Genomic DNA, 21,110 nt, shown 5'->3' on the forward strand with positions numbered 1-21,110 from the left:
GACCGCAATCGCTACATTCAGTGTTGTCGGTGCAGCAGAGTGGGCATAGGTGTGACGAACCATAATTGTGGGCACTCCTATGTGTGGCTGCACAGGTTAATGTCCGAGTGCTTCAGAGTCCTGCCGCCGTGGGGGCTCTCTTGCCGGGCTGGTTCCTCGTAGAGAAGACCTGGCCCGGGCTCGCTCGCAGGAACGGAATCCAGGCATGCTGTTCTCTACGCTAAGTGGGGAATAGAGCGTCGGTGACATGTTAGCGGGATGCAATGCCTTAGCGGGATGCATTGCCGGTGGTTTTCAGGTGCCAGATCCTGAGGGTCAGATGGTTGTCGAGTTGACGTGTGGCGTCGAGCCAGTCTTCGCCGAGCAGGAGAGCGATGCGTTCGAGGCGCTGTTTGACGGTGTTGCGGTGGATGAAGAGGCTTTCAGCAGTTCGTGCCAGGTTGTGGTGTGCTTCCAGGAACGTCCAGGCTGTCCGGGTCAGTTTGGTGTTGTGTTCACTGTCGTGGTCGATGAGCGGCTGGATCTGTGAGTAGAGGCTCTCTTGGGCTCCGGTGGAGTGGACGGCGGCGAGCAGCAGTCCCAAATGCCCGAGCTGGTCTCCGTCCAGGAGCTCGCCGCGTCGTTCCAGGACCAGCAGGCTGGACAAGGCTAGTTCAGCCTGATGGTTCGCCCTTTTTACACCGGCCAGTCCGTCGGTAGTGCTGGCGTGTCCGGCGGTGGCGGGAATTCCACTTTCCTTCAGTTTGGCCATCACCGCTTCGGTGAGGGTTTTGCTGCCGGAGACCAGGACACATATGCGGGATCCTCGGCGGGCGATAAGTGCCTTTGCCGGGCCAAGGCCCTCACGGATGGTTTTCTCGACGCGGGCGTAGTCTGCGCCGGCGGAATCGAAGACGGCGACCGTCATTTCTCCGTTGGGCCGTACTCCAAAGCGTGCAGTCCTTTGCTGGATGAGGTCCAGTGGGACGTCTCGGTCAGAGAGGAGGTCATCGAGGACTTCGAACTGAAGCCGTTGCGCCGAATCGTGTGTGGCCTGGTCAAAGAGCCGTAGGACTGTGAGGAAGACTGCCAGTCTTTCGGCGATGGAGCGTTGGCTTCCGTTCAGCGGGCCGCGGGCGACGAGGGTGGCCAAATGCTTCGGGCCTGCTTGGGCTGGGACCAGGACCAGTTCTTCATTATTGGTGACGAAGATGTGTGGGCGCCCGGTGGCCACCGCTTGGGCAACAGTCGATTCGAACATCGCTTGCTCACCCGCGCCTCTGAGCAGTGCACCAAGCGGGGCGGTACCCGGATGCAGCGATTCCAGGGGCTCTTCCTGCAGGATGCCGTTAGCAGGATCGAGTACCAGTATGTCTGTGCCCAGGATCTGCCGGGAGAGGGCGGCAAATCCTTCAAGGCCGCTCCCGCGGACCACGACCTCAATGAATCGTTCGTCGAGGTCGATGAGTCTCTGAAGGCCGCCCATCTCTTCGAGCCGGGTGCGGTTTTCGTTTCCCAGCCGTTGCAGGGCGGAGGTGGCTTCCGCGAAGCGCTGCGCATTGTCGATCGCGACGGCGGCATGCTTGCCGATCGCATCCACCAGGTCAACGAGCTCCGGCCCGTATACCCGGGGCATCCTGTCCGCGATAAGAAGTGCGCCGATGACCTTGCCGTAAAGGTGCAACGGAACCCCGAGTATCGCGCGCACTCCCTCTTTGCCGACGATGTTGTCGATATGCGGCAGATGCGAGATGGCGAGGTCGGTGAGGTAGTCCTCGGTCTGATACGGCGAGAGCCCGGCTGCGGCTTTCCCCAACACGCCGGTTCCAATCGGCATCCGGATGGTTCGGTAATCCTCTGTGGCAACGCCATCGGATTTCCTGATGTACGTCTCGTGTCGTTCGTAGTCGTTAAGACTGATGTACGCCATGTCGCTTCCGGCGAGGATGCGGGTGCGCTTCACGATCGCCAGCAAAACCGCCTCAACGTCCCTGATTCCCGTCAGATCCGTCGCGGTGTCATGGAGCGCCCGGAGCAGGTCCTCGCGTTGTCGCCGCTCACGGAGCCGGGCATTGATGCTCAGGGCAGCCCGTGCTGCGCTGTCGGTTACTTCATGCCTGTCGAGCGCCTCTTGCAACGCCTTCGCCAGGCTTTCATCAGTAATCCCTGCTTCGATGCGCTCCAGCCATATACCCATGGTCTTCATACTTGTGGGCCTCGTCCCTATCTTCCGATCACGGTACAAGATGCATGTGCACCAAGCACAACTTTCTCTTCGAACAATAGTCATAAGCGATATAGGTAGCGTGTGGCGCAGCCCATAGTCTCGATGAAACGGATTCCCTACAGAAAGGATCGTCATGGGCGACGATATGAAACTGCATGTACTCTCCAGCGGGGTGATGGAGACCGATCACACCTGGCTGTTGCTCAAAGGCGGGACAACAATCATGGACCGCAACCACAAGAGCGCACCTCCGGCCTGGGGTGATTGCCCCACCCACGCGGTGCTCATCGAGCATCCCGAAGGTCGGGTGCTCTGGGACACGGGAGTGCCCCGCGATTGGGAGACGCGCTGGGCGCCAACAGGGTTCCAGGACTTCTTTCCTGTCAAGGAAGACCCCTCCGGTCCGGGCTACCTTGATTCGGCACTGGCCGAGCTGGAACTGGAACCGAGCGACATCGATATCCTGGTCCTTTCGCATCTTCATTTCGACCACGCGGCGAACGCGAAAATGTTCGACAACGGCAAGACCCGGATTATCGCCAGCATCGATGAAATCGAGGGCGTCAAGGGCATCTCCGGCGCCTTCCAGGGCGCTCACCTGGTTTCGGACTTCGATGGTCTTAACCTGGAACCGGTTGCCGGCGACGCAGAGATCCTTCCGGGTGTGAGTGTGATCGCCACCCCTGGCCACACCTGGGGCACCATGTCGCTGCAGGTCGATCTTCCCAACGATGGCACCAAGATCTTCACCTCCGACGCCGTCTATCTCGGAGCCAGCTGGGGTCCGCCCGCTGTCGGCGCCGCGATCGTATGGGACAACCTTAAGTGGCTCGAATCCGTGGAAAAGCTGCGCGGCATTGCCGAACGCACCAACGCGGATGTCATTTTCGGCCATGATCCGGAGCAGCGAAAAACGCTCAAGTTCGCGCCCGACGGTTATTACTCCTAAGCGGCGGGCCATGATCCTTTACGACGTGAAATGCGCCGACGGCCACCGCTTCGAAGCCGCCCTGCAGTCGATGTTCGACGACACACCGCCCTGTCGTGAATGCGGCGCTGCGACAGGCAGGGTTCCGGCGGCCGTGAGGCTGTCCGGCACCGCAGACCCTGGTCCCTCCCGCGAACAGATGCCCAACACGTGGCACGGAATCCGGCGGGGAGACCCGGAGACGGTTCGCGGATGGCATGGGTTGATGTCCAAACGGGAAAAGCTCGAAGAAAAATACCCGGAACTGGCCGGGGACCGCAGACCCGTCCTCGCCCACGAAGGAGTATTCGCGAACGCCCCCTTGAGAGCTGGAGACCCTCTGGCAAGTCAAGTTGCGGAAGCAACCTTCAAACCCGCGGCGCCTCCGCGGAATGGGGCTGGACAAAGTAAACAGACAGACCGAAAAGAAGCGGACAAATGAAGATCACCGGCGCAGTTCTTGAAGAAATCGGCCGTCCCCGCCCCTTCAGCGAATCCCGGCCTATCACCATCTCCGAGCTGGAGCTCGGAGACCCCGGGCCCACCGAGATCCTCGTGCGGCTCGAAGCCGCAGGGATCTGTCACTCGGATTTGAGCGTTGTCGACGGTAACCGGGTTCGCCCAGTCCCCATGCTGCTCGGACACGAAGCGGCAGGACGTGTTGTGGAGGTCGGCTCGGAAGTCGACGACTTGCGGCCGGGCCAACGTGTGGTCATGTCTTTCCTCCCCAGGTGCGAGCAGTGCGCCAACTGTGCCGAAGATGGCCGGTTGCCCTGCAGCGAAGGCTCCAAAGCCAACGGTGAAGGTGTCTTGCTGCATGGATCCATGCACCTCACCCGGGACGGCGAGAGAATCTTCCATCACCTCGGCGTTTCAGGCTTCGCCACCCATGCCGTCGTGGACAGGGCCTCCGCCGTACCCGTCGCGGATGACGTTCCCCCGGATATTGCCGCCGTTCTTGGGTGCGCCGTCCTTACCGGCGGCGGCGCCGTGCTAAACGCAGCGCGCCCCAAACCTGAAGACAGCATCATGATCGTCGGCCTTGGTGGCGTCGGCATGGCTGCGCTGATCACGGCTGTCTCCCAAAGCGTCTCGCGCATCGTCGCCGTGGACACGCTCGAAGAGAAACTAGAGCACGCCCGCCGCCTCGGCGCCCACGAAACCTACACCCCACAGCAGGTGCTCGAGCAGGGAATAAAGGCCAAATACGTCATCGAATGCGCGGGTAATCCGAAGGCCTTCGAAACTGCATTTGCCGCAACCGCGGTAGGCGGAACGACCATCACTGCTGGACTGCCCTCACCGGACGCCCGCGCGCAGATCCCGCCCATGACCATCACCGCCGAAGCCCGGACGATCATCGGCAGCTATCTCGGATCCGCCGTACCGTCGCGAGACATCCCGAAATATGCCCAGCTCTGGCGGGAGGGAAAGCTACCCGTCGAAGAACTCATCACCACCCGCATCGCCCTGGCCGATATCAACCAGGCCATGGACCAGTTGGCTGACGGGAAAGCAGTCCGACAGGTCATCATGTTCAACACCGATCACGACCACGCCAGCTAGAGGGCTCAGTCCCGGCAAAAACGACACCGGTCACCGGCAGGTCCCCCCTCCTGCCGGTGGCCGGTATTGGGATGCCACCAGTCCTCTGCGGCCATCAACGACAGGAAACCGACCGTGACATTCGAGCTCCGGACCTACAACGCCGCGGCGGGAAAGATGGGAGCGCTTCTGGAGCGCTTCCGCACCCACACGACCAGGCTTTTCCCCGACCACGGCATCCAAGCTATCGGCTACTGGATATCCGACGAAGACCCGGACACCCTGATTTATCTGGTGCGACATGAGGGCGACCCCGAATCAAACTGGGAAGGGTTTAAAACCGATCCCAGGTGGGTGGCTGCGCGCGCAGCATCCGTCGCGAATGGCGAACTCACCGACAACATCTCATCCCTGTACCTGACCGCCACGGATTTTTCGCCGCTTGGCCCCGCACAGTAGAACAGGGCTCACCGCCGACGACCCACTCCGGTGTCAAGATCTTAGGAGACAACAATGACAACAACTCCCCAGCGTGAGGCCGAGCTGCTGGCCTCGGTGCCGACGGGTCTGCTGATTGATGGCCGGTGGCGTCCGGCCGTGTCCGGGAAGACCTTCGAGGTGGAGGACCCCTCGACGGGGAAGGTGCTGCTGAGCATCGCCGACGCCGGGCCCGAGGACGGGGCGGCCGCCCTGGACGCGGCGGCCGCCGCGCAGGAGTCCTGGGCGAAGGTCCCGGCCCGTGAGCGCGGGGAGATCCTGCGCCGGGCCTTCGAGATGGTCACGGCCCGCGCGGAGGACTTCGCGCTGCTGATGACCCTGGAGATGGGCAAGCCCCTGGCAGAGGCCCGCGGCGAGGTCACCTACGGCGCGGAGTTCCTGCGCTGGTTCTCCGAGGAAGCAGTGCGGGCCTTCGGCCGCTACTCGGTGTCCCCGGACGGGAAGTCCCGCCTGCTGGTGACGAAGAAGCCGGTGGGCCCGTGCCTGCTGATCACGCCGTGGAACTTCCCGCTGGCCATGGCAACCCGCAAGATCGCCCCGGCCGTCGCCGCAGGCTGCACCATGGTCCTGAAGTCCGCGAATCTTACCCCGCTGACCTCGCAGCTGTTCGCCGCCGTCATGATGGAGGCCGGCCTGCCCGCCGGTGTCCTGAACGTCATCCCCACCTCTACCGCTGGTGCCACCACCGGCCCGCTGATCAAGGATTCCCGGCTCCGGAAGCTTTCCTTCACCGGGTCCACCGAGGTGGGCCGCCGCCTGCTCTCCGATGCCTCCGAAAACGTGCTGCGCACCTCCATGGAACTGGGCGGCAACGCCCCGTTCGTGGTCTTCGAGGACGCCGACGTCGACGCCGCCGTCGCCGGGGCAATGCTGGCGAAGCTGCGGAACATGGGCGAGGCCTGCACCGCGGCGAACCGGTTCATCGTGCACGACTCCGTCGCCGACGAGTTCGCGGAGAAGTTCGCCGCGAAGATGTCCGGCATGACCACGGCCCGGGGCACCGAGGCGGAGTCCAAGGTGGGCCCCCTGATCGACGCGAAGAGCCGCGACAAGGTCCACGAGCTCGTCACCGACGCCGTGGCCGCGGGTGCGGTCGCGGTGATCGGCGGCGCCGCCGTCGAGGGCCCGGGCTACTTCTACCAGCCCACGATCCTCAAGGGCGTCACCGAAGGCACCCGGATCCTGTCCGAGGAAATCTTCGGACCGGTCGCGCCGATCATCACCTTCTCAACCGAGGACGAGGCGGTCCGGCTGGCGAACAACACCGAGTACGGACTCGTCGCCTACGTCTTCACAAAGGACCTCAACCGGGGCATCCGGATGGGCGAACGCCTCGAGACCGGCATGCTGGGCCTGAACGCCGGCGTGGTCTCCAACGCCGCGGCCCCCTTCGGCGGGGTCAAGCAGTCCGGCCTGGGCCGCGAAGGAGGCCTCGAGGGCATCGAGGAATACCTCTACACCCAGTACATCGGCATCGCCGACCCCTACGCCGGCTAGTCGTCAGCAGCCAATGGGAAAATGACCGCCCGTGCCACCCCGAGGATTCTGGCACAGGCGCTCCGTCGTCATCCTGCCGGAGTCACGGGTTGCCCCGGCGCCCCGCAAAGTGGACTTGTCTGTAAGCCGCTTCTGAGCCGGACCAAGGGGGTCAGATGAGGAGCGGCACTATTCCCCCTGCGATGGTCAGTGCAGCAAAACCGGAAGAGAGCAAATGCCCGCATTGCCAAGTCGACCGTGTTGTCGCGAGGTCTCATTACGGCCCAATGGAGCGGGACTGGGGAAGTTGGGTCGTACGTGAGTACGAAGAAACCCTGCGGCGGAAACTTTCGTGCAACCTTGAACGTGCACTCTGTGAGAGCGGAACGCTTCGGAAAGGATGCGACTCATGACCATGAATGAAGAGACTGTTGATACCTGCCATGACCTCGCTGCCGGGGATCTCATCGCCGCCCGGTACAAGGGCTCCCTCGTCCACCGCGGGCGCGTGACCGAAAGGGTCCCGGATCACGGCCTGTTCTGGATCATGGACGAACTGACCGGCGGGCGGCGCTTGCTGGACATGGCTGATCTTAAGATCGGCCGGGTTAGCAGCGCCGGCATCGGATCGACCCCTGCCTGATCTACGCCACGTCGTGGAGCACAAGTTGGCGGCGGGGTCCTGCCCTGCACTTTGTCAGGTGAGAGGCGTCAGTTGAGTTCTGCTTGGCAAACCCGAACCCAGCCAACCAGCCCGTCCGTGCTCCTACTGGCATCCCTGCGGATTCAAAGTGAGCGTATTCATCCTGCGGTAGGGCCGTTTGGTCAGTGGAAATAGCAGCCGAAGAGCCAATCTCCCTACCGAACTTTGAGCACGCGATCGGGTTGTTTGGAGGGAAGGCGCAACGACCGGCCACTTCGGGCAAATTTTTTTTCCCGAGTCTTGCAGGCGCCATGTTGACTCCTTGGCCTGTCCACCCTGTAGCCAATCAAGCCGTTCCACGGGGCGTTTAAGCTGACGTTCCAGCCAGTTGGCTGCGAAGTGGCCGTAGGTATCCGGCGCTTCCTCCAAGCCGATAATTGTGAGGCCATCTCCGTCGTAGACATGGTTGTCCAAGACGTGGCTATCTCCCCATTCACCTTCCAAAGTGCGGCCGCTGGGTCCGTCGTGCCAGTACGCAACCTGAAGTGTGCACGCGTCCGGCGTCTCGATACCAGGGACGTCCAGAATCACGACTAGCGGTTTGATGCGTGCGAACACTTTAAAGGAATCAAGCTTGGGGTTCGTCGGGGGCCAGCCGGCGATGCCGCGAGCGAGCTCCTTCAGGAACTTCTCCTCTTCGGGCGTGCGGGCTCGATCTCCTTGGAACTGGCCATGCACCGTCATGGTGTGAGCCTAGCGCAGGCTGACAGTCGTGGCGGAGGAAAGTGCGTGTAGTCGTGGCCCGAGCTGCGGCGGGAAGGTCATGGTTTGGTTCGGAGGTTGACGTAGCGGGACCAGGCGTCGCCTGCTGCGTCGGCGTGGAGGAACGCGATTTGATGGCTGTAGCCGAGGGCGTCGGCGACCAGTGGCGGCGGTGAGACTAACAGGTGTTCGTCCAGGGCAGTGTTTCGTGCGCCGCGCAGGTCGATGCCCAGGCTGCGGAGCCTATCCATGATGCCGTTTGGGTGAAGTGGTTGTCCGGCCCGGGTCCCCGGGGAAGAGCCAAGGGCTTTGTGCGTCTGATCCTGTTCTGAGATTCGGACGGCCTTTAAGGTGCTCTCGAAGCAAGTCGGCGAAAGGTTCGGGAATGGGCACTGGATGCGGGCCGAAGGTGATCCACATGTTGCCGGTGCTTTCATTGGTTTCGATAGCGTCGGTCCGGAGTTTGGCGACCCGAACGAGCGGCTGGGCGTAGAGAAGCAGCAGGATGCCGGCGACTCGGTAGGTCAGGGACTCGCTGGTGCCTGTAAGCAGTTCCCGGAGCCAGGCCACGCGCTGGTCCTGGGTGATCGCGGGGCGGGTCTTGGCTGTGTAGTGGCCCATGTCCACTCGGTGGTTTGTGCCGGTGTTCTTGATGAAGACGATGAAGGTGCGGACGGCTTTTCTGGTCGTGGGACCGGTTGCGAGCCAGGTTTCGATGTCTTGTGGGGTGCAGTTCGCCGCTGTCCGCTGGTGGGTTTCCCAGAGCCAGTCCAGAAACTTGATGGTCTCCGTGATCTCCTGTTTGGCGGAGTGCACCGGGGCCTGGGCACTCTTCTCCGGTGTTGTCATGGATCGGATGCGCCGGAGGTGATGCCAGGTGGCGAACTGCGCGACGGGTTTGGCGACCTCCTCGGACAAGTCGCGGAGCTTGTCGTCAACCCAGGTCTCGAACCGGGCCAAATACGGGTCCTGGTAGGGGAGGAGTCCGTGATGAATGAACAAGGCGCGCAGGTGATTGGCTTCGCGGTTCGCTGACTCAGCCGCGGCATCGAGTCCTTCGTGCGTCAGCGGAGTCTCCCCGCTCGATAGAGAGCGGAGGAGGGCTTGGACTTTGGGGGAGCGCTTCCACGTGATGATGCTTTCAGGCCGGTCTGCTTTGCAGAGGGCATCGACAATTCTGCTGGCTGTTTCGGGGTCGGAAGATTCTGTCAGCAGTTGCTCATTGAGGTCCTCCCGGAGGGCGCAGCGGGCGCAGATACCGCGTCGGTAGAACTCACCTTCAACATTGCAGCGGGTGCAGTGAAAGTCATGGAGGATGCCGGCGCAGGGCGCGCAGCGGGGCCCTCCGTTGCTGTCCGGTGGTCCGGGTAGAAGTCTGTGCTGGCCGCAATCCGGACAGGTCCCGGTGGTGCGGGTGGCGGCGGTGAAGCAGGGCCCGCAGATTCGGCCTTCGGGCCAGGTGGCGCGTGTTCGGCCGGCGGCCCGGCCGCAACGTGCGCACGTCGCGGTCCCGGTGGTGCGGGGCCGGCCGCGGCTGGTGCTGCGGGGGCTGAGGCCTTCGGGTTTGTCAGTGGTCATCGTCGATGATGCGTGCCCGTCGTGGTCTGACGGTGCGGTTCAGGTCAACGACGTTGGGGCGCTGGTTCCTGTCTTGCGGGCGCGGACGTCGGCGGCTGTGACGGTGATGAGGTCCTCGGGTCCGCAGGAGAAGATGTCGCAGATCGCGGCGATGACCTGCAGTGCCACACGTTCCGGCTTCTGGTTGACGAGCCGGTAGACCTGTGGCCGGGACAAGGTGATGCCTCGCTCGGCCAGCAGAGGGATAAGGTCGGTGGTGTTGTGAAGCCCCCGTGCTGCCATCAGCTCGGAAAGCCGCCACCTGTATTCGACTTGGCGCCTCACCACTGCCCCCGCATCTGCACGCCCAGGACTTCATCCATGGTGCGGTCCAGCGCAGCCTTGAGCGTGGTGTTGCGGAAGTCATCGCTGACGAACTGGTAGATCCCTGTGGTGGAGGCGTGTGCGTGGCCCATCTGATGTTGCACGAATCTAGGATCCCATCCGCCTTCGAGCAGGTGCGTTGCGTAGGAGCGCCGGAGCGAGTGCAGGTCCAGGCCATCCATCGGCAAACCCAACTCATTGAGGTAGCGCCGGAGCCGGCGCAGCAGGGTGGATTCACAGATCAGGCCGCCGCGTTCGCTGGGGAACAGGTCCAGGGTGTCGAGCGTGCCCCGTCCGTTGGCGAGCCAGTCCTCGACGACGCCGGCGGTCCAGTCGAAGACCGTCAGGACGCTGCGGGGTTTGTGCGGGGAGCCCTTGCGAGATTTCCCGTACCGGACCTTGCAGACGCCCGCCTTGCCGAACCTTCGCGCCTGCGGGTTGGTCGCAAAGTCGATGGTTTGCAGGTGCCTGAGCTCGTTGAACCTCAGCCCGTACGAGTAGGCGACTTTCAGCATCACGGCGTCCCGGTAGGCCGCCCTGCCAGCCCTTCTTGCCTGAGGCCGCGATGAGTTCGACCTGGTCGTCGGCGTGATCGAACAGCATCTGCAGTTCAGATTTAGTAAAGGGCCGCTTGGACGGCTGTCCCTCGTATTCCTGGGTGTGGGTGGCGGTGTTCCAGTCAAAGAAGACCTGGGACGGGTGTGTGCCGAAGCGCTGTTCGCAGACCCGGTCCCAGCCGTAGTCGGGGTTCGACACGTAGGACGTGAACCGGCGCAGCGTGGACTGGTAGCCGCGGACAGTAGAGTGCTTCAGCTGGTGGATCGAGCGGAGGTCACCGAAATACTCCTCGACATGCTCCGGTGCCCAGTTCCACGGGAACTCGTTCACATGGTTCACGAACCGGCGGACGCACTCGATGCCTTTATCGATTGTGGCGAACTGAAGGTTCCTGGAGAGCTGCTGGTTGCGCCAGCCGGTCAGCATGTCCTCGAGCGTCTGTTCCTCGGGATGCAGCAGCTGAACACCGCTCAGCTGCAGCACACACCCGGACCCGTCGACCGCCATTTTTCGCCTCACAGTCCCGTCGAAGTTTGTGCTCAAATCCTGAATCAATGATTCATTAAATGCATCATCAGGGCAAAACCGCAGGTCAGAGTCTTGTATCGATCGCTTCGAGCTTCGGCGTTGCAGGCGCCAGGAACGCCATAGGCGGCGGTACATCAAACCCGACAGGCTTCATTTTCCGCGGAATTTCAAGGAAGTTGGAGAACTCTATGCAGCTCTGGGGGGATGGGCCGATTGATTCATCTGATGCAATACGCAGAGTACTACTTTACATAACGTCGGTTATCGGCTGCCAACTCATTCGCCCTTTTGGCCCTGCCGCTAACCTCTCGGATTACTTCCCAGAATGCGAAGCAGCTCACTGATCATCATGCGCAGCTCCTCGTACCCGTGTTGATAGAACAGTGGGGTCATCTGATGCAGGGGAGTGTCATCCAGTTCACGCAGCCGCCGCACGGCCTCTTCGATGACTTCCTGGTCGGTTTCGTAGACCGAACCGGGGGAGGGATGAGGCTTTCCGTAACTTTCGTAGGGAACCGAATCTATCCTCTTCGACGGCAGACTACCATTCAGCTCTTACGGGTGTGTATCGACGTGGATTCTAAATCGATCCACACCACGAGCACTCAGCAACAGCGACGCCCACGTCACCCAATAGGCGCCGGCCCCAGCTCATCGAGCAGCTTCTGCATGGCGACATACGCCTTGTTGCGGTAGGCGATCAGCTCGGGGGTACGCTCCGCGGGCACGTTGAGGAAACCGGCGCCGGTCTTGGTGCCCAGCTTCCCGGCCTCCACCAGATCGCTCAGGGTTTTAGGCGTGGCGAACCGTTCCGGGAACTCCTTCTGCAGGGACTTGTAGCAGAAGTTGTACACGTCCAGCCCGGCCATGTCGGCAATGGCGAACGGCCCGAAGAACGGCAGCCGGAAACCGAAGGTGGTGCGGACCAGGGTGTCCACGTCGTCCGCCGTCGCAATGCCCTGCTCCACCAGCTGCGCCGCCTCGTGGAACAGCGCATACTGCAGCCGGTTCAGCACAAAACCGGTGGTGTCCTTGACCACGGCGGTCTGCTTGCCGGCGGCATGGACCAGCTCGCGGACCGCGCCCACGGTGGCGGTGGACGTGCCGGCGTGCGGGATGATCTCCACACCGGGAATGAAGGGCGACGGGTTCGAGAAATGCACGCCCAGGAACCGTTCCGGGTTGCTGACGGGCGCGGACAGTTCGGCGATGGAAATGGTGGAGGTGTTGGAGCCGATGATGGCGTCCGGGCGGGCCGCGGCGCTGATGCGGGCCAGCGTCTGGTGCTTGACGGCCAGGATTTCGGGGACGGCCTCCTCGATGAAGTCCGCGTCCGCCACGGCCTCCTCGATGTCCTTCGCGGCCCACAGGTTCTGTTTCAGGATCTCGGTGGAACCGGCAGGGAACAGCCCATCGGACACGAACTGGTCGGACTCAACCAGGAGCCGGTCGTAGTTTCCCTGGGCCACCTCGGCGGACACATCGGAAAGAGCCACGCGGGCACCTCCCAAGGCCAGGACCTGCGCGATCCCGCCGCCCATGTAGCCGGAGCCCACGATGGCGATCTTCCGGGCCCCGGGAGCGCCAGAGCTGGAACCGATAGTTGGGTGGGATGAATTTTCGGTCATGATCAGACTGCTTTCGTGGGTTCGGGTTCGTAGGAGCAGATGGCGTCCACCTTCGCGGCGGAGGCCGAGGCCTCGTCAAACCGGTAGCCGAGCCACTCGCCCACCAGTTTCTTGGCCAGTTCCAGGCCGATGACGCGCTGGCCCATGGTGAGGACCTGTGCGTTGTTGCTCAGCACCGAGCGCTCCACCGAGTACCCGTCGTGGGCCGTGACTGCCCGGATTCCAGGGACCTTGTTGGCCGCGATGGCCACGCCCAGCCCGGTGCCGCAGATCAGCAGGGCGCGGTCCGCCTCGCCCTGGGCCACCTTGCGGGCGGCGTCGACGGCGACGTGCGGGTACGCGGTGGTGTCGCCGGCACCAACGCCCACGTCCAGGACGGACGCAACGCGGCTGTCAGCCTCGAGCATCGCCTTCAGCGCGTCCTTGTACTCGACGCCGGCCTCGTCGTTTCCGATGACGATCCGCCATCCTTCCGCAGCGCCGGCGCTCATGCCTGGGCTCCATGCCCGGCAGCCACAGCGGCCGCCCTGGGAGAGGACAGGGGTGGTGAAGACTCGAAGTAATCAGAGACCCGGGTGGCGATCAGCGCAAAGGACACCGCTCCCGGATCCGGGTGGCCCAGGCTCTTTTCGGCCAGCGGCCGCGCCCTCCCCTTCAGTGGGCGCAGGGATGCGGTGGCGTCGGCCGCCTGCCGGGCGGCGGTCACCGCGGAGGCCAGCGCCCCGGTCACTGGCGTGCCGCCGTCGAACGCCGCGACGAAGGCGTTCCGGAAGGGAAGCAGTGCGTCCACCATGGTCTTGTCGCCCACATCGGCCTTGCCCAGGGTGGTGACGGCGTCCGCGAAGGCGGTCACTGCGGCCGCCGCGTCCCCGCCGCTGTACGAGTCCTGGTTGCCGAGGGCCCGCCCGGCCGCCGCCAGGGCGGATCCCCAGAGCGCCCCCGACGTGCCGCCGGCGCGCTCACTCCACGCTTCGCCTGCCGCGGTGAGGACGCGGTGAACCGAAAGTCCCGCGCCAACAGCTTCGCCGGCCGCTGCCACCGCGGCGTCCACGCCCCGGCGCATGCCGACGCCATGGTCGCCGTCGCCGGCAATGGCATCCAGCCTGCCCAGTTCGCGTTCATGGTCGACGACGGCGTCCCTCGCCTGGGCGAGCACGGCGGCTGCCAGCCGGCCCAGCCCGGCTGCTGCCGCCGTCGTATCTTCCCCCTCAGCGGCCAGGGCACCCTCCGGTGCGGCCACTTCCCGGCGTGCCCGCGGCGCCATACTGCCCTTGCGGTACCCGGGGGTGTCGGCCGGGGCTGTCCAGTAGCGCTCCAGTTCGTCGTCCAGCCACAGCAGCGTGAGGGACAGGCCGGACATGTCCAGGCTGGTGACCAGCTCGCCGCATTCCGGCTCCACGATGGTCAGGCCGGCGGCGGTGAGGAGCTTGTCGATCTTGCCGAACAGCAGGAACAGTTCCTCGTACTTCACCCGGCCTAGTCCGTTGAGGATGGCCACCACACGGTTCCCCGCATCATCGGGCTTGTCCCGGAGCAGGCCGGAAACCAGCAGTTCGGCCAGTTCGGACGCCGTGGGCATGGGGTGGTCCGAGATTCCGGGTTCGCCATGGATGCCCAGCCCGAGCGACATCCCGCCGGCCGGCACGTGGAACAGCGGTTCGGCAGCGCCCGGCAGGGTGCAGCCGTCGAACGCCACGCCGAGGGACCGCGTGCGGTGGTTGGCCAGCACGGCAAGCCGTTCGACGCCGTCCAGGTCCAGTCCCGCTTCGGCTGCGGCGCCGGCGATCTTGAAGACCGTCAGGTCCCCGGCGATTCCGCGGCGTTTCTCGATCTGGTCCAGCGGGGCGCTGGCGATGTCATCCGTGACCAAAACGGTGCGGGTCTCGATGCCTTCGGCGTTGAGGCGCTGCTGCGCCTCGCCGAAGTGGATCACGTCCCCGGCGTAATTGCCGTAGCTGAACAGCACTCCGCCGCCGGCGTTGGCCGCCTTGGCCACCCGGTACGCCTGCCCGGCGGACGGCGACGTGAAGATGTTGCCGCACACGGCGCCTGCGGCGAGGCCGGGACCCACCAGGCCGGCGAAGGCCGGGTAATGGCCGGAGCCGCCGCCCACCACCACGGCCACCTGGCCGGCGGGCACCTCGGTGGAGCGGACAACGCCGCCGTCCACCCTGGCCACGTAGCCGCGGTTGGCTGCCACCAGGCCGTCCAGTGCCTCCTCCGCAAAGTCTGCGGGGTTGTCAAAGATCTGGGTCATGGTTTCCTCATCGAATCCTTGGGTTGGGACAGGCGGTGGTGCAGCGGTTACACGCGGGCGGGCTGCGCCGGCTGCTGCCGGCCCTGGGCCACTTGGCTGCTGCCCAGGGCGTATCCATCGGTCTTGGGGAGGACATGCCGGCGGAGGTAGTCCTGGTTGCTGGCGGAGACACTCAGGCCGTCCCCGCCGTAGTGCTCGGTGCACAGGATGCCCTGGAACCCGGCTGCCAGGGCCACCTTGAAGGCCTCCCGGTAGTTGATGAGGCCGCTCTCCATGGGAGACGGCCTCGCCACATACATGTCCCGGGACGCGTCCTCGTCGCGGAGGTAGTTCTTCATGTGCCAGAAGTTGGCGTACGGGAGCGTTTTGGCCACCAGTTCCCGCCAGTCCTCCACCGGCCGGTGCAGCCGGATCAGGTTCCCAAGGTCCGGGTTGAGGCCCACATTCGGGAGTCCAATGTCCTGGACAAGGCGCACGGACGAATCTGCGGTGCCCAGGTAGGTGTCCTCGTACATCTCGAGTGAGAGCAGGAGGCCCACCTCGGCGGCGTGGCGGCCGAGTTCCCGGAGGCGGGTGACGGCGTTGCCCCAGGTTTCCCGGTCTCCCTCGGGGTCCTTGTGCCCTTCAACCGTCCAGAACCACAGCTGTTTCTGCTGCTCCGGCGTGATGGCCTGGTGGAGTCCAAAGGAGACAACCTCGCAGCCCAGCTCCGCCGCCGCGTCAATGGTCCGGTGGCTGTACGCCAGGTTGGCTTCCCAGTTCCGCCCGTCAATGACGCTGCGGCGGATGGCGGAGACGGCAGGGGTGCCGATGCCCACGTCCTGTGCCGTCTGTTTGAACTCAGCCAGCCGGTCAGGGCTCAGGTCGCCCGGGCGGACCCAACTGTCCGTCAGGTCCGCGTTGGCGAACCCGGCCTCCTTGACCTCGGTCAGCACCGCCGCCCAGGCGGACGGATCGGCGTCGTTGATGTGGGTTCCCTGCGCGCTGGTGCCCGGGAAGGGCAGCATGGCCGCGGTAATGGGCCAGTTCTCGGCGGTGTAGGCCATGCCTAGACCGCTTCCTGCGTCTGGAGCCTGTCCAGTTCCTCCGCCAGAACGGCCAGTTCGACGCCCGCCGGCCGCTCAACGGTGCTGCGGATGGCTACCGCTGCGCCGCTGTGGGCTGATTCGAGGACCGATTCCATGACCTCGAGGGCGTGGTAGGCCATGGCCCCGCCTGCCCGGGGCTCGGTCCCCGCAGGAGTGGACGCCAGGTCCGCTATGCCGAAGCCGCGCCCGGAGTCAACGTACCCGGCGGACACCGGAAGGGTTTCCCAGTCCTCGGCCCCGAGGGAAAACAGCTGGACGTCGCCGTCGAAGTGGTTGGGGTCCGGGACCACCAGGGAGCCGCGCTCGCCGTGGATCTCGATGTTGGGCGACTTGGACTTCACGGCGTCGAAGCTCATGAACAGGGTGGAGAGCGCACCGGAGGCGTGCACCAGGACACCGGTGACATGGGAATCGATGTTGACGGGGACCTTCTCGCCCTGCCGGGGTCCGGAGCCGATGGTGCGTTCGTTGCGGGTGTGGCTTGCCGCGCCGATGACCGAGACCACCGGGCCCAGCAGGGTGACCAGGGCGGTCACGTAGTACGGGCCCATGTCCAGGAGGGGTCCGCCGCCGGGCTGGTAGTAGAAGTCCGGGTTGGGGTGCCACCGTTCGTGGCCCGGGGTCACCATCGTGGCGCTCGCCGAGACGGGTGCGCCGATCAGTCCGTCGTCGATCGCCTTGCGCGCTGTCTGGATGCCGGTGCCGAGCACCGTGTCAGGAGCGCAGCCGACGGCGACGCCCGCCTCGCGGGCCGCGTCCAGCACCTGGCGTGCCTCGGCAGTGGTGGCGGCAAGCGGCTTCTCGCCGTACACGCTCTTCCCGGCGGCGATGGCCTTCAGCGCCACGTCGGCGTGGGCGGCGGGAATGGTCAGGTTCAGGACCAGTTCGACGTCGTCCGCGGCGAGGAGTTCCTCGACGGAGATGGCGCGGACGCCATCGTAGTCATCCGCCACCGCCTGGGCGCGTGCGGGGTCCAGGTCCGCCACGGCCACCAGGTCGATCTGTCCGAGTTTGCGGAAGTTCGCCAGGTACTGCGCGATGATGGCTCCGCAGCCAATGATTCCGACTTTCAACGGCTTGCCCACAGCAGGCCCCTTTCGATGATGGTGCGGACGTTGGTGTCCTGGAGGATGTCGACCCGGTGTCCGGGGGTGGCAACGAAGATGCGGCCCTTGCCCCACTGGCGGGTCCAGATGGCCGGTGAGGTGACTTCGCGGTTCCAGGGGTCCCATTCGCGGACCTTCTGGGTGGTGGTGGCCAGGACGTCGATGTAGTCGTCGGAGAGCACCCAGTACTGCTCGGTGACCAGGTCGAAGTCGGAGATGCCCTGGGTGATGGGGTGCTCCGCGGCGGCCGGGAGCATGTTGACCGTGTACGGAACATAGTTGTCCGACTGCTCGCCGACGCACTCGTCCGGGTGCTTGCCGGGGTGGCAGGCGAACTGGCCGCCGATCAGGTGCAGGTAGTCGGAGTTGTTGCGGTAGGAATCGGCGATGCCGCCGTGCCAGCCGGCCAGGCCGGTGCCGTTTTCGACGGCGGTCCGCAGCCCGGCGAACTCGTCCTTTTCGATGGTGGTCATGGTCATGCACTGCATAATCAGGTCCACTCCTGCCATGTATTCGGCGTCGGCGTAGACCTTGGGGGATTCCTCGACGCGGACGTCGTAGCCGTTGTCCTTGAGGTAGGGGATGAAGAGTTCCGTGGCCTCGTACGGCTGGTGGCCGTCCCAGCCGCCGCGGACCACCAGGGCGTTCTTGCGTTCTGTCATGTCGGGGTTTCCTTTTGTTTGGCTGCCGGCCGGGGCCGGAAAGTCTGGGCCGGAAAAGTGCGGGCCGGAAGGTCCGGGTCAGCGGCTGGAGAAGGCGGCGTCGAAAGCGGCCGCCGGCGGGGCGATGCGGGCGAGTTCCTTGACCATGGCCAGCGCCTGCGGTGCGCCGATGAGCCGATCCATGCCGGCGTCCTCCCACTCGATGCTGGTGGGCCCGGTGTAGCCGATGGCGTTCAGGGTACGGAAGATCCGGTTCCACTGGACGTCCCCGTGCCCGGCGGTGACGAAGTCCCAGCCGCGCCGCGGGTCCGCCCAGGCCAGATGGGAGCCCAGGCGCCCGTTGCGGCCATCGAGCTGGCGGACTGATTCCTTGACGTGCACGTGCAGGATGTGGTCCGCGAAGTCCTGGAGGAACATCACCGGATCCAGGTCCTGCCAGATGAAGTGGGACGGGTCGAAGTTCAGGCCGAAGCTCTTGCGGTGTCCGATCGCCTCCAGGGTGCGCTTGGCGGTCCAGTAGTCGTAGGCGATCTCGGACGGGTGGACCTCCAGGGCGAAACGGACGCCCACCTCGTCGAAGACATCCAGGATGGGGTTCCAGCGGTCCGCGAAGTCCTGGTAGCCGGCGTCGATCATTGCCTCGGAGGCGGGCGGGAACATGGCCACCGCCTTCCAGATGGACGAGCCGGTAAAGCCTGTTACGGTCTTGACGCCCAGGCGCGCGGCGGCCCGTGCTGTGTCCTTCATGGACTCCGCGGCCCGGCGGCGCACACCTTCGGGGTCCCCGTCGCCCCAGATCTCCGCGGACAGGATGCCCTGGTGGCGTTCGTCGATGGGGTCATCGCACACGGCTTGGCCGGTGAGGTGGTTGGCGATGGCGAAGACCTTCAGGTGGTTCTTCTCCAGGATGTCCAGCCTGCCCTGGAGGTAGTTGTCGTCCTCCGCGGCCCGGCGGGGGTCCAGGTGGTCGCCCCAGCAGGCGATCTCGAGCCCGTCGAAGCCCCACTCGCCGGCGAGCCGGGCCACCTCCTCGAACGGCAGGTCGGCCCACTGGCCGGTAAAGAGTGTGATGGGTCGTGTCATGGCTGCTTCTTCTCCTGTTCCCGTGTTCACGGTCCTAGACCTTCTGCCACTGGCTGGAATTGGCGGCGCTGGCCTCCACGGCGGCCAGGACCCGCTGGACCTGCAGGGCGTCCGCGAAGGACGGCTCCGGCTGGCGGCCCTCACCGATTGCGGTGACCAGGTCCACCACCTGGTGGGTGAAACCGTGCTCGTAGCCCAGGCCGTGGCCGGTGGGCCACCAGTTGCCGACGTACGGGTGCTCGGGTTCGGTAACGAAGATTTTCCGGAAGCCGGCGTCCGGGGATTCCGCCGCATCGTAGAAGGACAGGACGTTCATGTCCTCGAAATCGAAGGCGAGGGAGCCCTTGGTGCCGTTCAGTTCCAAACGCATGGCGTTCTTCCGGCCCAGCGCGTACCGCGTGGCCTCAAAGACGCCGATCGCGCCTGCGGAGGCACCGCCGTCGAACTTTGCGCTGAAGATGGCGGCGTCATCCACGGTGACCTTCCCGCGGGGCGCATCCCCGCTGAGGTCGCCGTGGCCGCCCAGGCCCACGAGGTCCCCGGCCAGCGGGCGTTCCGGGACAAACGTTTCGAGCAGTGCCGAAACGCCGGTGATGCTCTGCCCGGCCACCCACTGGGCGGCGTCGATGCTGTGCGCACCGATGTCGCCGAGGGACCCGGACCCCGACTTGCTCTTGTCCAGCCGCCAGGTCATGGGGGCGTCGGCGTCGGAGAGCCAGTCCTGCAGGTACTGCGCCCGGATGTGGCGGATCCCGCCCAGCCGGCCCTGCTCCACGAACCGCTTGGCCAGCGCCAGTGCCGGGGTGCGGCGGTAGCTGAAGCCGCACATGGACATGACTCCCTGCTTGGCGGCGGTCTCGGCAGCGAGGGTCATCCGCTCGGCTTCCTCCACCGAGTTCGCCAGCGGCTTCTCGCACAGCACGTGCTTGCCTGCCTCGAGGGCTGCGATGGCGATCTCGGCGTGGGTGTCGCCTGGTGTGCAGATATCGATCAGGTCGATGTCGTCCCGGTCGACCAGGCGGCGCCAGTCCGTCTCCACCGAGTCCCACCCCAGCTTGTCCGCGGCTGCCCTGGCGGCATCGGCGTTCCGGCCCGCGACGGCGGTCAGCTGCGGCTGCAACGGCAGGTCGAAAAACCGTGGTGCGGTGCGCCAGGCGTGGGAGTGTGCTGCGCCCATGAAGGCGTAACCCACCATGCCGACGCGAAGGGGCTGTGCGGAGGTCATGTGTCTGTCCTTTCGGGAAGTTCCAGGGTGTTACTTGCTGAAGCCGGCGGTGAGGCCGCTGAGCAGCTGCCGGCGGCCCACGACGTAAAGGACCAGGATGGGCAGGGTGCTGAGCACCACCGAGGCAAGCACGGCCGGGATGTTGACGCTGTATTCGCCCTGGAAGGTCCACAACGCCAGGGGCAGGACGCGCAGGCCCGGGCTCTGGGTGAGGACCAGCGGGAGCAGGAAGCCGTTCCAGACATGCAGGCCGTTGTAGATGGCGACCGTCACGATGGCGGGGCGGGTCAGCGGCAGGGCAAGCCGCCACATGGTCTGCCACTCGCTGCAGCCGTCCAGCCGCATCGATTCGAACAGTTCATTGGGTACGTCGCGGATGAAGTTGGACACGATGAGTACGGTCAGCGGGATGGCAAAGGCGATGGAGGGAAGCATGAGTGCCAGCAGGCTGTCGTAGAGGTTCAGCCGGATGATCATCAGGTAGATCGGGATGATCGTGGCCTGCAGTGGAATGGCCAGTCCCATCAGGAACATGCCGTTGACCAGCTTCAGGAACCTGCCCTTGCCCCGGACGATCGCGAAGGCGGCCATGAAGGAGATCAGGACCGTGGGGATGACGGCACCGAGGGTGACGATGGTGCTGTTCATGAAGTACTGCGCGAAATCCGCCTCGAGGACCATCTGGTAGTTTTCCAGCGTCGGGGAGGTGGGAAGCGCCAGCGGATTCTGGCCGAAGTACCCTTCCTGGGTCTTCAGGCTGGTGATCACCACGTAGTACACCGGGATGATGATGATGGCCAGCCAGATCCAGCCGCCGAGGCCAGCCGGGACGTTCAGCTTCCGCATCCGGGATCCCAGTCCCCGCTTTGGGGCGGCGGCGTCGGCCCGGGGGCCGGCGGGAACTTCCTCGGTGCTGCTTTTCAGGACTGTGCTCACC

The 21,110-nt window shown here is 64.8% G+C and carries 21 protein-coding genes; 6 read left to right on the top strand and 15 right to left on the bottom strand.

Annotated features, from left to right (window positions below; genetic code table 11):
* Positions 1-268: 268 nt before the first annotated feature.
* A complete protein-coding gene (locus tag AC4BCK_RS01215) occupies positions 269-2,176 on the bottom strand; it encodes a helix-turn-helix domain-containing protein (protein ID WP_400594938.1) in 1,908 nt (635 codons plus the stop codon).
* Between the two features lie 163 nt (positions 2,177-2,339).
* On the opposite strand from AC4BCK_RS01215, the gene AC4BCK_RS01220 reads away from it, so the two are divergent.
* The 5 genes from AC4BCK_RS01220 (at position 2,340) to AC4BCK_RS01240 (ending at position 7,335) form a co-directional block, all read left to right on the top strand.
* The gene (locus AC4BCK_RS01220) at positions 2,340-3,155 is read left to right on the top strand and encodes an N-acyl homoserine lactonase family protein (protein ID WP_229748556.1); all 816 of its coding nucleotides are present in this window, start codon (positions 2,340-2,342) and stop codon (positions 3,153-3,155) included.
* A 456-nt stretch (positions 3,156-3,611) separates the two neighbouring features.
* Entirely contained in the window at positions 3,612-4,739 is a 1,128-nt protein-coding gene (locus AC4BCK_RS01225; RefSeq protein WP_174179817.1) for an alcohol dehydrogenase catalytic domain-containing protein, read from the top strand.
* Positions 4,740-4,853: 114 nt separating this feature from the next.
* Complete coding sequence (locus AC4BCK_RS01230) at positions 4,854-5,177, top strand: NIPSNAP family protein (protein ID WP_174179815.1); 324 nt, start codon at positions 4,854-4,856, stop codon at positions 5,175-5,177.
* Positions 5,178-5,231: 54 nt separating this feature from the next.
* The gene (locus AC4BCK_RS01235) at positions 5,232-6,713 is read left to right on the top strand and encodes an NAD-dependent succinate-semialdehyde dehydrogenase (RefSeq protein ID WP_490566478.1); all 1,482 of its coding nucleotides are present in this window, start codon (positions 5,232-5,234) and stop codon (positions 6,711-6,713) included.
* A gap of 388 nt (positions 6,714-7,101) precedes the next feature.
* A complete protein-coding gene (locus AC4BCK_RS01240) occupies positions 7,102-7,335 on the top strand; it encodes a hypothetical protein (RefSeq protein ID WP_229748557.1) in 234 nt (77 codons plus the stop codon).
* 123 nt (positions 7,336-7,458) lie between these two features.
* Here AC4BCK_RS01240 and AC4BCK_RS01245 read toward each other — a convergent pair whose 3' ends face one another.
* The 5 genes from AC4BCK_RS01245 to AC4BCK_RS01265 form a co-directional block, all read right to left on the bottom strand.
* Positions 7,459-8,079, bottom strand: coding sequence for a hypothetical protein (locus tag AC4BCK_RS01245; protein ID WP_490566479.1), 621 nt, complete (start codon positions 8,077-8,079; stop codon positions 7,459-7,461).
* A 77-nt stretch (positions 8,080-8,156) separates the two neighbouring features.
* On the bottom strand, positions 8,157-8,348 hold the full coding sequence (locus AC4BCK_RS01250) for a hypothetical protein (protein ID WP_400602911.1): 192 nt from the start codon (positions 8,346-8,348) through the stop codon (positions 8,157-8,159).
* Complete coding sequence (locus tag AC4BCK_RS01255) at positions 8,341-9,099, bottom strand: hypothetical protein (protein WP_490566480.1); 759 nt, start codon at positions 9,097-9,099, stop codon at positions 8,341-8,343. Before AC4BCK_RS01255 ends, AC4BCK_RS01250 begins: the two co-directional genes overlap by 8 nt.
* A gap of 615 nt (positions 9,100-9,714) precedes the next feature.
* Positions 9,715-9,999: a helix-turn-helix domain-containing protein gene (locus AC4BCK_RS01260; protein ID WP_363960422.1), complete on the bottom strand. Its 285-nt coding sequence runs from the start codon at positions 9,997-9,999 to the stop codon at positions 9,715-9,717.
* Positions 9,996-10,553, bottom strand: a complete 558-nt coding sequence (locus AC4BCK_RS01265; RefSeq protein ID WP_363960428.1) for a tyrosine-type recombinase/integrase — start codon at positions 10,551-10,553, stop codon at positions 9,996-9,998. The genes AC4BCK_RS01260 and AC4BCK_RS01265 overlap by 4 nt, the downstream gene beginning before the upstream one ends.
* Before the next feature lie 373 nt (positions 10,554-10,926).
* On the opposite strand from AC4BCK_RS01265, the gene AC4BCK_RS01270 reads away from it, so the two are divergent.
* Positions 10,927-11,154, top strand: coding sequence for a hypothetical protein (locus tag AC4BCK_RS01270; protein ID WP_363960425.1), 228 nt, complete (start codon positions 10,927-10,929; stop codon positions 11,152-11,154).
* Between the two features lie 596 nt (positions 11,155-11,750).
* Here the strand turns inward: AC4BCK_RS01270 and AC4BCK_RS01275 are convergent.
* The 9 genes from AC4BCK_RS01275 to AC4BCK_RS01315 form a co-directional block, all read right to left on the bottom strand.
* Complete coding sequence (locus AC4BCK_RS01275; protein WP_251420665.1) at positions 11,751-12,752, bottom strand: 3-hydroxyacyl-CoA dehydrogenase family protein; 1,002 nt, start codon at positions 12,750-12,752, stop codon at positions 11,751-11,753.
* Between the two features lie 2 nt (positions 12,753-12,754).
* Positions 12,755-13,243, bottom strand: coding sequence for a ribose-5-phosphate isomerase (locus tag AC4BCK_RS01280; protein ID WP_174179800.1), 489 nt, complete (start codon positions 13,241-13,243; stop codon positions 12,755-12,757).
* Complete coding sequence (locus AC4BCK_RS01285) at positions 13,240-15,009, bottom strand: dihydroxyacetone kinase family protein (protein ID WP_310114785.1); 1,770 nt, start codon at positions 15,007-15,009, stop codon at positions 13,240-13,242. Before AC4BCK_RS01285 ends, AC4BCK_RS01280 begins: the two co-directional genes overlap by 4 nt.
* A 47-nt stretch (positions 15,010-15,056) precedes the next feature.
* Positions 15,057-16,055 carry a sugar phosphate isomerase/epimerase family protein gene (locus AC4BCK_RS01290; protein ID WP_490566481.1) on the bottom strand — a complete coding sequence of 333 codons (999 nt, stop codon included), beginning with the start codon at positions 16,053-16,055 and terminating at the stop codon, positions 15,057-15,059.
* Between the two features lie 2 nt (positions 16,056-16,057).
* Complete coding sequence (locus AC4BCK_RS01295) at positions 16,058-17,182, bottom strand: Gfo/Idh/MocA family protein (protein ID WP_174179794.1); 1,125 nt, start codon at positions 17,180-17,182, stop codon at positions 16,058-16,060.
* On the bottom strand, positions 17,167-17,865 hold the full coding sequence (locus AC4BCK_RS01300) for a ThuA domain-containing protein (protein ID WP_104185831.1): 699 nt from the start codon (positions 17,863-17,865) through the stop codon (positions 17,167-17,169). The genes AC4BCK_RS01295 and AC4BCK_RS01300 overlap by 16 nt, the downstream gene beginning before the upstream one ends.
* Before the next feature lie 78 nt (positions 17,866-17,943).
* Positions 17,944-18,948 carry a sugar phosphate isomerase/epimerase family protein gene (locus AC4BCK_RS01305; protein WP_490566482.1) on the bottom strand — a complete coding sequence of 335 codons (1,005 nt, stop codon included), beginning with the start codon at positions 18,946-18,948 and terminating at the stop codon, positions 17,944-17,946.
* Between the two features lie 34 nt (positions 18,949-18,982).
* Positions 18,983-20,173, bottom strand: coding sequence for a Gfo/Idh/MocA family protein (locus AC4BCK_RS01310; RefSeq protein WP_490566483.1), 1,191 nt, complete (start codon positions 20,171-20,173; stop codon positions 18,983-18,985).
* Between the two features lie 30 nt (positions 20,174-20,203).
* Positions 20,204-21,109, bottom strand: coding sequence for a carbohydrate ABC transporter permease (locus tag AC4BCK_RS01315; RefSeq protein WP_400575991.1), 906 nt, complete (start codon positions 21,107-21,109; stop codon positions 20,204-20,206).
* Position 21,110: the final 1 nt, after the last annotated feature.

The sequence above is a fragment of the Pseudarthrobacter sp. As-47 genome (assembly GCF_058215595.1).

Bases quoted from the DNA above. Each gene is read 5' to 3' on its own strand.
- AC4BCK_RS01305 (WP_490566482.1), bottom strand. From the start codon at position 18,948: ATGACACGACCCATCACACTCTTTACCGGCCAGTGGGCCGACCTGCCG.
- AC4BCK_RS01280 (WP_174179800.1), bottom strand. From the start codon at position 13,243: ATGAGCGCCGGCGCTGCGGAAGGATGGCGGATCGTCATCGGAAACGAC.
- AC4BCK_RS01235 (WP_490566478.1), top strand. From the start codon at position 5,232: ATGACAACAACTCCCCAGCGTGAGGCCGAGCTGCTGGCCTCGGTGCCG.
- AC4BCK_RS01275 (WP_251420665.1), bottom strand. From the start codon at position 12,752: ATGACCGAAAATTCATCCCACCCAACTATCGGTTCCAGCTCTGGCGCT.
- AC4BCK_RS01310 (WP_490566483.1), bottom strand. From the start codon at position 20,173: ATGACCTCCGCACAGCCCCTTCGCGTCGGCATGGTGGGTTACGCCTTC.
- AC4BCK_RS01300 (WP_104185831.1), bottom strand. From the start codon at position 17,865: ATGACAGAACGCAAGAACGCCCTGGTGGTCCGCGGCGGCTGGGACGGC.
- AC4BCK_RS01290 (WP_490566481.1), bottom strand. From the start codon at position 16,055: ATGGCCTACACCGCCGAGAACTGGCCCATTACCGCGGCCATGCTGCCC.
- AC4BCK_RS01265 (WP_363960428.1), bottom strand. From the start codon at position 10,553: ATGCTGAAAGTCGCCTACTCGTACGGGCTGAGGTTCAACGAGCTCAGG.
- AC4BCK_RS01285 (WP_310114785.1), bottom strand. From the start codon at position 15,009: ATGACCCAGATCTTTGACAACCCCGCAGACTTTGCGGAGGAGGCACTG.
- AC4BCK_RS01225 (WP_174179817.1), top strand. From the start codon at position 3,612: ATGAAGATCACCGGCGCAGTTCTTGAAGAAATCGGCCGTCCCCGCCCC.
- AC4BCK_RS01245 (WP_490566479.1), bottom strand. From the start codon at position 8,079: ATGACGGTGCATGGCCAGTTCCAAGGAGATCGAGCCCGCACGCCCGAA.
- AC4BCK_RS01240 (WP_229748557.1), top strand. From the start codon at position 7,102: ATGACCATGAATGAAGAGACTGTTGATACCTGCCATGACCTCGCTGCC.
- AC4BCK_RS01270 (WP_363960425.1), top strand. From the start codon at position 10,927: ATGGTTCACGAACCGGCGGACGCACTCGATGCCTTTATCGATTGTGGC.
- AC4BCK_RS01220 (WP_229748556.1), top strand. From the start codon at position 2,340: ATGGGCGACGATATGAAACTGCATGTACTCTCCAGCGGGGTGATGGAG.
- AC4BCK_RS01215 (WP_400594938.1), bottom strand. From the start codon at position 2,176: ATGGGTATATGGCTGGAGCGCATCGAAGCAGGGATTACTGATGAAAGC.
- AC4BCK_RS01250 (WP_400602911.1), bottom strand. From the start codon at position 8,348: ATGGATAGGCTCCGCAGCCTGGGCATCGACCTGCGCGGCGCACGAAAC.